The sequence below is a fragment of the Deltaproteobacteria bacterium genome (assembly GCA_009930495.1).
GTDB lineage: Bacteria > Desulfobacterota > Desulfovibrionia > Desulfovibrionales > Desulfomicrobiaceae > Desulfomicrobium.
Window position 1 is genome coordinate 68,184 of record RZYB01000001.1, and the last position, 8,912, is coordinate 77,095.

An 8,912-nucleotide genomic window follows, 5' to 3' on the forward strand; every position below is an offset into this window, starting at 1 on the left:
ACAGCCCGCCTTTTCCCGGCGAGCAAGGAATCACGCTGGTTATGCCCATACCCCTGGTCTGTCAAGAACAGCTGGCACGATTACACCAAGCAATGCTTGAAGACCACGTTCTTTGCGCTTACATCTGCGCCATGTTCCGCATCATCGCCCTTGTCCTTCTTCTTCTGCCCGCGCCGGCCCTGGCCGCGGCGCCCAACGTGCTGGTCCTGCATTCCTACCATCCCGGCCTGTCCTGGACCGACAATCTCAATGCCGGCATCCGGGACACCTTTCACGATCTCGCGCCCAAGGTTCTGCTCTGGATGGAATATCTGGACACCAAACGCAATACGGACACCTCATACCTGGCGCTGCAGGCCGCCCTGCTCCGGCACAAACTGGCCGACAGCCGCTTCGATCTGATCATTGTCACGGACAACGACGCCCTGGACTTCGTGCTGACCTACCGCGAGTCCATCTTCCACGCCGCGCCCGTGGTCTTCTGCGGCGTCAACGATTTCAAACTGGCACAATTGCGCGGACAAACCGGCATTAGCGGGCTGGCCGAAAATCCGGCCTTTGCCCAGACCATGGAAACGGTCCTGGGTCTGCACCCGGACACGAAAGAATTCATTGTCATCGGCGGCGACCAAGCCATCACCGACCTGCTCACGGACAGGGCCCTGCACGCCCTGGAAGACGATTTTCCCGCCATCCGCTTCACCTATTGGAACAACCTCGACGCGATTCAGCTACGCGAGCCGCTCCGCCAGCTCGGTCCGGGACAGGTCATCCTCGTGCATGGGGTCATGCGCAACGAGGACGGCGTATTGGTCGACTACCGGGAAAAAAATCTGTTCCTCTCCAGTCACGCGTCGGTGCCCATTTACGGATTCTGGGATTTTGAAATGGGCACGGGCTGCGTCGGCGGCAAAATGGTCGAGGGCTACGCGGAAGGCCAGCGCGCGGCGGTCCTGGCCATGCGGGTCCTCAATGGAACCAGCCCCGATTCCCTGGCCGTGGACCAGCAAACGCCCTCGCGCTTCATTTTTGACTATGTCCAGCTCCGCCGTTTCGGCCTCAACCCGGACGCCCTGCCCGCCGGCAGCCTGATCCTGAACCAGCCGCCGCGATTCTACCAGATCGACAAACGCTATATCTGGGGGGCCATCGCGGCCGTGGCCGTGCTCCTGGCCGCCCTGGCCATGCTCCTGAGTTCCATCCGCCGCCGCCAGGAAGCCCAGGAAGTGCTGCGCCGCCACAAGGAACAGCTTGAAGACGCGGTCCGCGCCCGGACCGAGCACCTGCGTGCGGCCAACGACGCTCTGGAACGCGAGGTTCACGAGCGCGTCACGGCCGAGGGCAATCTACGCAAGGTTCGCGCCCGCCTGGAAATCGAGGTCCAACGCCGCACGCGCGACCTGCGCTTCGAAATCGAACAACGCCGCGAAGCCGAGGCGCACACCAGGGACCGCGAGGCCAAGGCCAGGGCGCTCATCAACGCGCCCAGCGAAACCCTGCTGCTGGTTGATCAGGCCGGCATCATCCTCGACATCAACGACACCGGGGCGGCCCGCTTCGGCGCCAACCGCGAGGCCCTGATCGGCATCAGCCTGTTCCAGATCCTGGACCCGGTCCTTGGCCAAATCTGCGAGGACGCCGTGAACACGGTTTTCGTATCCGGGGCGGACCATGGCGTGACCGACCACGACCGCGAACGCGATCTGGACCTGCGCTTCTACCCGGTCTTCGGCGACTCCGGCCAGGTCACGCGGGTGGCCGTGTTCATGGCCGATGTCACCGAATCCCGACGCATGGCCCGTCAGATCATGCTTCTGGACAAAATCAATTCCCTGGGCCGCATGGCCGCCGGCATCGCCCACGAAATCCGCAACCCACTGACCGGCATCCACGGCTATCTCTACACCATGGACGAAGTCTGCGCCGAGCTGGATGACGAGGAGTCCGCCGGCATGCTCCGCACCATCATCGAAAAAATCCGCAAGGCCGCCGGCAAGATGGAGTCCGTCATCCGCCGCGTGCTCGATTTTTCCAAGCCCGGCGCGCCCCGCCTGGAAACCCTCGATCTGGCCCAGCCGGTGCAGGAAGCCCTGAGCCTCATGGCCGCGACCCTGCGTTCGGCCGGAATCATCGTGGAAACCGAGTTGGGCGGTCCGGCGATTATTCACGGCGACCGCATGCAGCTCGAACAGGCGGTCATCAACATTCTGGACAACGCGGCCCGGGCCGTCCGGAAGGCGGCCGCCAAGCGTCTGCGCGTCGGATTGGAACGCGCCGAAGGACTTGTCCGCCTGAGTATCGGCGACTCCGGGCCGGGCATCCCGGAACGCGACCAGGAACGGATTTTCGATCCCTTCTACACCACGGCCGCCGATGGCACGGGCATCGGCCTGTCCATCGTGCAACGCATCGTGGCCGATCACCACGGCTCCATCCGCGTCGGAGCAAGCCCCCTGGGCGGCGCCGAATTCTGCCTGGAATTTCCCGCCCACACTCAAGGATAACCCATGGACTACACCCTGCTCATCATCGACGACGAAGAATCCATCCGCGACAGCCTGACCATGGCCCTGTCCCGCCACTATGCGGTCACGTCCCTTGCCAGTGGCGCCGAAGCGCTCGCGGAGCTGGACCGGCTGTGCCCGGACCTGATCCTGCTCGACATCGGCCTGCCGGACATGAGCGGCCTGGACGTGCTGGAGGCCATCCGGACCAGAGCCGTCCACGCGGCGGTGATCATGATCACCGCCTTCGAGGACCTGGACACGGTCATCTCGGCCATGAAGCGCGGCGCCTTCGACTATCTGGTCAAACCCCTGCGCATGGACGTCCTCAAGCACTGCCTGGAACGTGCCAAAAGCTCCATCCGCCTGGGCAAGGAAATCCGCGCTCTCCAGGACAAGGCCCTGCGCGAACAGGTGCCCTTTTTCGTGGCCGAGAGCCGGGCCATCAGCAACGTCGTCGAGATGGTCGCCAAGGTCGCGGTCAGCCCGGACACCCCTGTCTTGATCGAGGGCGACACGGGCACGGGCAAGGAACTCATCGCCAGCTCCATCCACTACCGCAGCCCGAATTTTCGCGGCCCCCTGGTCACGGTCAACTGCGCGGCAATCCCCGAGGATCTGATCGAAAGCGAACTTTTTGGCTACGCGCCCGGCGCCTTCAGCGGCGCCGGCAAAAAGGGCAAGATCGGGCTGGTCGAATCCGCGGCCGGCGGCACCCTGTTCCTGGATGAAGTGGGCGATCTGCCCCAAAGCGCCCAGGCCAAACTGCTGCGCTTTCTCCAGCAAGGAGAATACTACGCCCTGGGCTCCACGACCAAACGCACGGTCCGCACCCGGATCGTGGCCGCCACCAACCGCGACCTGGAAGAAATGGTCAAAAACGGAGCCTTTCGCCAGGATCTCTTTTTCCGCCTGGCCGTGGTCCGAATCCGCGTCCCCTCCCTGGCCACCCGTGCCGCCGACATTCTTCCCCTGGCCCAACTTTTCCTGCACGAGTTCGGGACCAAGTTTGGCAAGCACTTCACGGGCATCACCGACGCTGCCCGCCAAGCCCTCGAAACCCACGCCTGGACCGGCAACGTCCGCGAACTGCGCAATATCATGGAACGGGTCGCCCTCATGGCCCCAGGCCCGGAGCTGGACGCGGCGGACATCGGCGTGACGTCGGAATGTCCGCCACCCACTCCCCTGCTGCCGGACCTGACCGAAAACGGCGTGGATTTGCCGGCCATTCTGCACAGCCTGGAACGGGGCTATTACGAACAGGCCCTGCACCGCGCCGGCGGCAACGAGTCCCAGGCCGCCCGCCTGCTCGGCGTGTCGCGGGACACCTTCCGTTACCGCCGCGCCAAGCTGGGACTTTAGGCTTCGTCCCGCGAGTCCGCCTCGGTTCCCATAATCCGCTGCCGAAAAACCTTGGGAGCGACCCCGTAAATTTCCCGGAAATCATGATCAAACGAGGACTGGCCTTCGTAGCCCGCGTCCAACGCGCATTGGGTGATGCTTCGGCTCTCGTCGCCCAGGGCGATGGATGCCATGAGGATGCGGTACAAACGCAGATATTCAAACATGGTCAGGCCCAGATCCTCGCGGAACAGCCGGGTCAGATGGCGGGCCGAATAGGGAAAGGCGGCGGTGAAGTCATCCATGCCCAAGGGCCGGGCGTGGCTGCTTTCGATGAAGCTGACGATCTCGCGGGTCAGAGGCGTGGATGGAAGCGGCAGGCGAACGATGGACGCCGGTATATTCAGGGTTTTGGGGATGAGTTTCAGAAGAAGATTCAGGCAGTCCTGGGTCAGGCCATGCAAATCGGCTTGATCGTGGATGACGATGCGATCGAGCAGGTTTTGCTCCAAGGCGCTGGCCCGGAAGATGACAATCCCCGACACCGACGCCGTGAAAAGCCCTGGTGAAAGGGAAAGTGCCTTGTAGTCCACCCCTGCCCCCAGAACCGTGAACCGATGCGGCCAGCCGGCCGGAATGAAGGCGGTCAGGCCGGCAAGGATGGGCTGCTTGCGGCATTCGTCCACCAGCAGGGAAACGCCGCGATGGACATGCAGAATTTGATGGGTCTGCCGCGCCTGCGAATGTCTGGCGGACTGGGGATCCAGATGCCCGGCCATGGTCAGGGCCGGCGGGGATGACGTGGAAAAATGAGGGGAAATGGTTTGGGTCATGAACTGCTCCTCGAATGTCCGATTCCGAGACTACGTTGCCTTTTATGCAAGGAGTGCTCGCGTTCCCGAGCCTCAAAATGCGACAAGCCGCCCAGGGGCGGCTTGTTCGTAACGAATTTTGGCCGGTCTATTCCTGCCATTCAAAAATCTCGTCCAACTGCCCAAGGTAGGGCCGAATCGCATCCTGATGCTCAATGGGCGCGTCCAGGCTTTTTTCGAATTCCTCGATACCACGTTGGATGCTGTCCCGGATTTCCGCCTTCTGGGCCTCGGGGATGTCCGGGTTGGATTCGATTTCCTTGAGGGATTCGGCCATCTGGGCGGGGATGTTCCGCCCTTCGGCCCCCAGTTTGACGGTCATATAGGCCTTCATGACCAATGGCGTCACCGCGACCCAGGACTCCTCGTCAAAACCATGCTTTTCAAGAATCTCCATCAGATCGGCATGACGCTTCAGGCCGGATGCCCAATCGGTCACGAGCTTGGCCGTGCTGCTGGCGTCGCCGTCGTCGCCGATTTCGTCCGCGTACTGATCGAAATACGGCTTGAGATCCTTCATGGCATTCACGAAGCCCTCGACATGCTCGCCCGGCAGCGCCTCGGCCCGGACAAAAGATGCAAACATCAGAAAAATCATGATAACTCCGAACAATCGCGCCAATCCCATGCTTCCTCCTCGCAAAGTATTCACCAATACATAATCCATTTGTCGCTTTCGCTGTTCCCGGTCGTTGCTCTTTCAGGTCATTATATTTATGTGATGCCGAACTCAAGAGAATCGGATATATCCGAGCCACAATCAGCATATTCCCCTGGAGGCATTCATGAATCCGCAAGGTCTTTTGTACGCGAAATCACACGAATGGGTAAAAATTGACGGCGACGTGGCCACGGTCGGCATCACGCACTTCGCCCAGGAACAACTTGGCGATCTGACGTTTGTCGAACTACCCCAGGTGGGCTCCACGGCCGAAGCGGGTGCGGAAATCGGCACCGTGGAATCGGTCAAGGCGGCCAGCGAAATCTATTCTCCGGTCAGCGGTGAAATCGTTGAAATCAATGCCGAGCTGGAGAGCGCCCCGGAACTGATCAACCAGGACGCCTTTGGCGCGGGATGGATGTTCAAGGTCAAACTGTCCGCCCAGCCGTCCGGACTGCTGGACACCACGGCCTACGACGCACACTGCGCCACGGAAGCCCACTAGAATCGTCATCCGGGAGACACCATGCCCTTCATTCCCCACACCCCCGAGGAACAGCGCGACATGCTGGCCGCCATCGGCGCGCCCAGCATCGAGGCCTTGTTCGAGGATATTCCAGCGGCCTTCCGCGCCCAGGAACTCAGGCTGCCCAACGGCTTGAGCGAGATGGAAGTCCGCCAGAAGCTGGACCGCACGGCGACCAAGAACCACACGGATTTGACCTCCTTTTTGGGCGCCGGCTTCTATGACCACGACATTCCCAGCGCGGTTGACGCCCTGTGCTCGCGCGGTGAATTCTACACAGCCTACACGCCCTACCAGGCCGAGGCATCCCAGGGCATGCTCCAGGCCATTTTTGAATACCAGACCGCCATGGCCCGGCTGCTCGACCTGCCCTACGCCAACGCCTCTCTCTACGACGGCGGCACGGCCCTGTACGAGGCCATCATGATGGCGGTGCGTCACACCAAGAAGACCCGCATCGTCATTTGCGAGAGCGTCAACCCCATTTACCGGGTCATGCTCGACAGCTACACCACCAATTTGCAACTCGATCTCGTGACCGTCCCCCACCAGGACTGCCACACGGACATGGATGCCCTCATGGCCGCCATCAACGACGACACGGCCGCGGTCATCGTCCAGAACCCCAATTTCTTCGGCACGGTCGAGGACTTTGGCGCCCTGTTCGCCACGGCGCGCAGCCATAAAGCGGTGTCCATCATTTCGACCTACCCGGTTCTGCAGACCATCCTCAAGACGCCGGGCCAGATGGGCGCCGACATCGCCGTGGCAGAAGGGCAGAGCCTCGGCCTCCCCTTGAGCTTCGGCGGGCCGTATCTGGGCATCATGGCCTGCTCCAAGCAGCTCATCCGCCAGATGCCCGGCCGCATTGTCGGGCGGACCACGGACAAAACCGGCAAGACAGGGTACGTCCTGACCCTCCAGGCCAGGGAACAACACATCCGACGTGAAAAGGCCACGTCCAACATCTGCTCCAATCAGGCCCTGTGCGCCCTGCGCTCCCTCATGTACGTCAGCCTTCTGGGCCCGACGGGACTCAAAAAAACCGCCCAGCTCGGCGTCGAACTGGCCCACTACGCGGCCAATCGTTTTGAACGCCTGCCCGGCGTGCACGTGGTCAATCAGCCTTTTGGCAACGAATTCACGGTCAAACTGCCCGTTCGCGCCTATGAAATCATCGACGCGCTCCTGGACAAAAAGTTCGTGGCCGGCTTCCCCCTGGGCCGCTATTACCAGGGCATGGACAACCATCTGCTGGTGGCCTGCACCGAAAAAACCACGCCGCAGAGCGTCGGCATCCTGGCCGAACTGATCGGAGGTGTTTTGTGAAAACCTTGTTCGCCAATTCCCGCGCCGGTCGCAAAGGCGTCTGGCCCAGGGAGCCACGGGGCAACACCGCCGGCGACATCCCTGGAACGCTGCTACGCGACAGCGCCCCGAAGCTGCCCGAACTGTCCGAGATCGATGTCGTCCGCCATTTCACCAGGCTCTCGCGCCTGAACTACAGCGTGGACAGCAACTTCTATCCTCTGGGGTCGTGCACCATGAAGTACAACCCCAAATTCACCGAGGCCGTGGCCGCCCATCCCGGCTTCACCAGTCTGCATCCCCTCATTCCGCAGCTCAAGGGAGCGGGCAACCTGACCCAGGGCGCGCTGGAAGTGCTCTACGAAACCGAGCAGCTTCTGGCCGAAATCACCGGCATGAGCGCCTTTACCTTGCAACCCATGGCCGGCGCCCACGGCGAACTGACCGGAGTCATGCTCATCGCCGCCTACCACAAGGACAAGGGCAACAAGAAAACCAAGATCATCGTGCCGGATTCGGCCCACGGCACCAATCCGGCCTCGGCGGCCATCGCGGGCTACGACGTGATCTCCATCGAGTCCAAAAACGGCATGATCGACCCGGACGAGCTGGAGAAGGTCCTCGATGACGAAGTGGCGGGATTGATGATGACCTGCCCCAACACCCTGGGCCTGTTCGAATGCAATCTGAAGCGCATCGTCGAACTGGTGCACAGCGTGGACGGCCTGCTCTACTATGATGGCGCCAACCTGAACGCCATCATGGGCAAGATGCGCGTCGGCGACGTGGGTTTCGACGTGGTGCACCTGAATCTGCACAAAACCTTCGCCACCCCGCACGGCGGCGGCGGACCCGGCTCCGGCCCGGTCGGCGTGAGCGAACGCCTGGTGGACTACCTGCCCATCTCCCGCGTGGTGAAGCTCGAAGACGGCCAGTACTTTCTAGACTACGACTACCCGAAATCCATCGGCTACATCGCGCCCTTTTACGGCAATTTCGGCGTCATCCTCAAAGCCTACGCCTATATTCTGCGTCTGGGCAGGGAAGGCATTGTCCGCGCCTCGGAAAATGCCGTGCTGGCGGCCAATTACCTGCGCAAACGCCTGGAAAAACATCTGGAAATTCCGCACGACCGCATCTGCATGCACGAATTCGTGGCCTCGGCCGCCCGTCAGGCCCAAAAAGGCGTGCGCGCCCTGGATATTGCCAAGGCCCTGCTCGAAAAAGGCCACTACGCGCCGACCATCTACTTTCCGCTCATCGTCAAGGAATGCCTGATGTTCGAGCCCACGGAAACAGAGAGCAAGGAAACCCTGGACGAATTCGTGGACGACATGATCGAAATCCTGGAGCGGGTAGATACCGACCCGCAATCCATCCTGGACGCCCCGCTCAACCTGCCCGTGCAGCGCCTGGACGAAGTCCACGCGGCCAGAGCCATGGAACTGGTGGACGACGCGGGTCTTTAACTCTACCCCACCGCGAACGCCTTGCTGGCCAAGGCGTTCGCGCTGTATCGCAGACGTGGCCAACGATCATATTCCAGAAAGTATTGAAAAATCGATTGACAGATCCGCGCAACCCTATGTACAGACTGCCCTCTTCGGGGCGTAGCGCAGTTTGGTAGCGCATCGGTTTTGGGAACCGAGGGCCGCTGGTTCGAGTCCAGTCGCCCCGACCAAAGAAAACAAGGGCTT

At 61.7% G+C, this 8,912-nt stretch carries 7 protein-coding genes and 1 tRNA gene; 6 read left to right on the forward strand and 2 right to left on the reverse strand.

Annotated features, from left to right (window positions below; all coding sequences use genetic code 11):
* The first annotated feature begins 92 nt into the window (after nucleotides 1–92).
* On the forward strand, nucleotides 93–2,504 hold the full coding sequence (locus tag EOL86_00370) for a PAS domain S-box protein (GenBank protein NCD24034.1): 2,412 nt from the start codon (nucleotides 93–95) through the stop codon (nucleotides 2,502–2,504).
* Between the two features lie 3 nt (nucleotides 2,505–2,507).
* On the forward strand, nucleotides 2,508–3,869 hold the full coding sequence (locus tag EOL86_00375) for a sigma-54-dependent Fis family transcriptional regulator (GenBank protein NCD24035.1): 1,362 nt from the start codon (nucleotides 2,508–2,510) through the stop codon (nucleotides 3,867–3,869).
* On the opposite strand, the gene EOL86_00380 is transcribed toward EOL86_00375, so the two are convergent.
* Nucleotides 3,866–4,681: an AraC family transcriptional regulator gene (locus EOL86_00380; protein ID NCD24036.1), complete on the reverse strand. Its 816-nt coding sequence runs from the start codon at nucleotides 4,679–4,681 to the stop codon at nucleotides 3,866–3,868. The genes EOL86_00375 and EOL86_00380 overlap by 4 nt on opposite strands.
* A 127-nt stretch (nucleotides 4,682–4,808) precedes the next feature.
* Complete coding sequence (locus EOL86_00385) at nucleotides 4,809–5,318, reverse strand: hypothetical protein (protein ID NCD24037.1); 510 nt, start codon at nucleotides 5,316–5,318, stop codon at nucleotides 4,809–4,811.
* Between the two features lie 187 nt (nucleotides 5,319–5,505).
* Between EOL86_00385 and gcvH the strand changes: the two genes are divergently transcribed.
* From gcvH to EOL86_00405, 4 genes are all read left to right on the forward strand, one after another.
* Nucleotides 5,506–5,886, forward strand: coding sequence for a glycine cleavage system protein GcvH (gene gcvH / locus EOL86_00390; protein NCD24038.1), 381 nt, complete (start codon nucleotides 5,506–5,508; stop codon nucleotides 5,884–5,886).
* Between the two features lie 21 nt (nucleotides 5,887–5,907).
* A complete protein-coding gene (locus EOL86_00395; GenBank protein ID NCD24039.1) occupies nucleotides 5,908–7,236 on the forward strand; it encodes an aminomethyl-transferring glycine dehydrogenase subunit GcvPA in 1,329 nt (442 codons plus the stop codon).
* Nucleotides 7,233–8,684 carry a glycine dehydrogenase subunit 2 gene (locus EOL86_00400; protein ID NCD24040.1) on the forward strand — a complete coding sequence of 484 codons (1,452 nt, stop codon included), beginning with the start codon at nucleotides 7,233–7,235 and terminating at the stop codon, nucleotides 8,682–8,684. Before EOL86_00395 ends, EOL86_00400 begins: the two co-directional genes overlap by 4 nt.
* Before the next feature lie 135 nt (nucleotides 8,685–8,819).
* A tRNA-Pro gene (locus EOL86_00405) sits at nucleotides 8,820–8,896 on the forward strand.
* Nucleotides 8,897–8,912: the final 16 nt, after the last annotated feature.

Excerpts from the sequence above, each read along its gene's own strand:
- gcvH (NCD24038.1), top strand. The coding sequence starts at position 5,506 with ATGAATCCGCAAGGTCTTTTGTACGCGAAATCACACGAATGGGTAAAA.
- EOL86_00380 (NCD24036.1), bottom strand. The coding sequence starts at position 4,681 with ATGACCCAAACCATTTCCCCTCATTTTTCCACGTCATCCCCGCCGGCC.
- EOL86_00370 (NCD24034.1), top strand. The coding sequence starts at position 93 with ATGCTTGAAGACCACGTTCTTTGCGCTTACATCTGCGCCATGTTCCGC.
- EOL86_00395 (NCD24039.1), top strand. The coding sequence starts at position 5,908 with ATGCCCTTCATTCCCCACACCCCCGAGGAACAGCGCGACATGCTGGCC.
- EOL86_00375 (NCD24035.1), top strand. The coding sequence starts at position 2,508 with ATGGACTACACCCTGCTCATCATCGACGACGAAGAATCCATCCGCGAC.
- EOL86_00385 (NCD24037.1), bottom strand. The coding sequence starts at position 5,318 with ATGATTTTTCTGATGTTTGCATCTTTTGTCCGGGCCGAGGCGCTGCCG.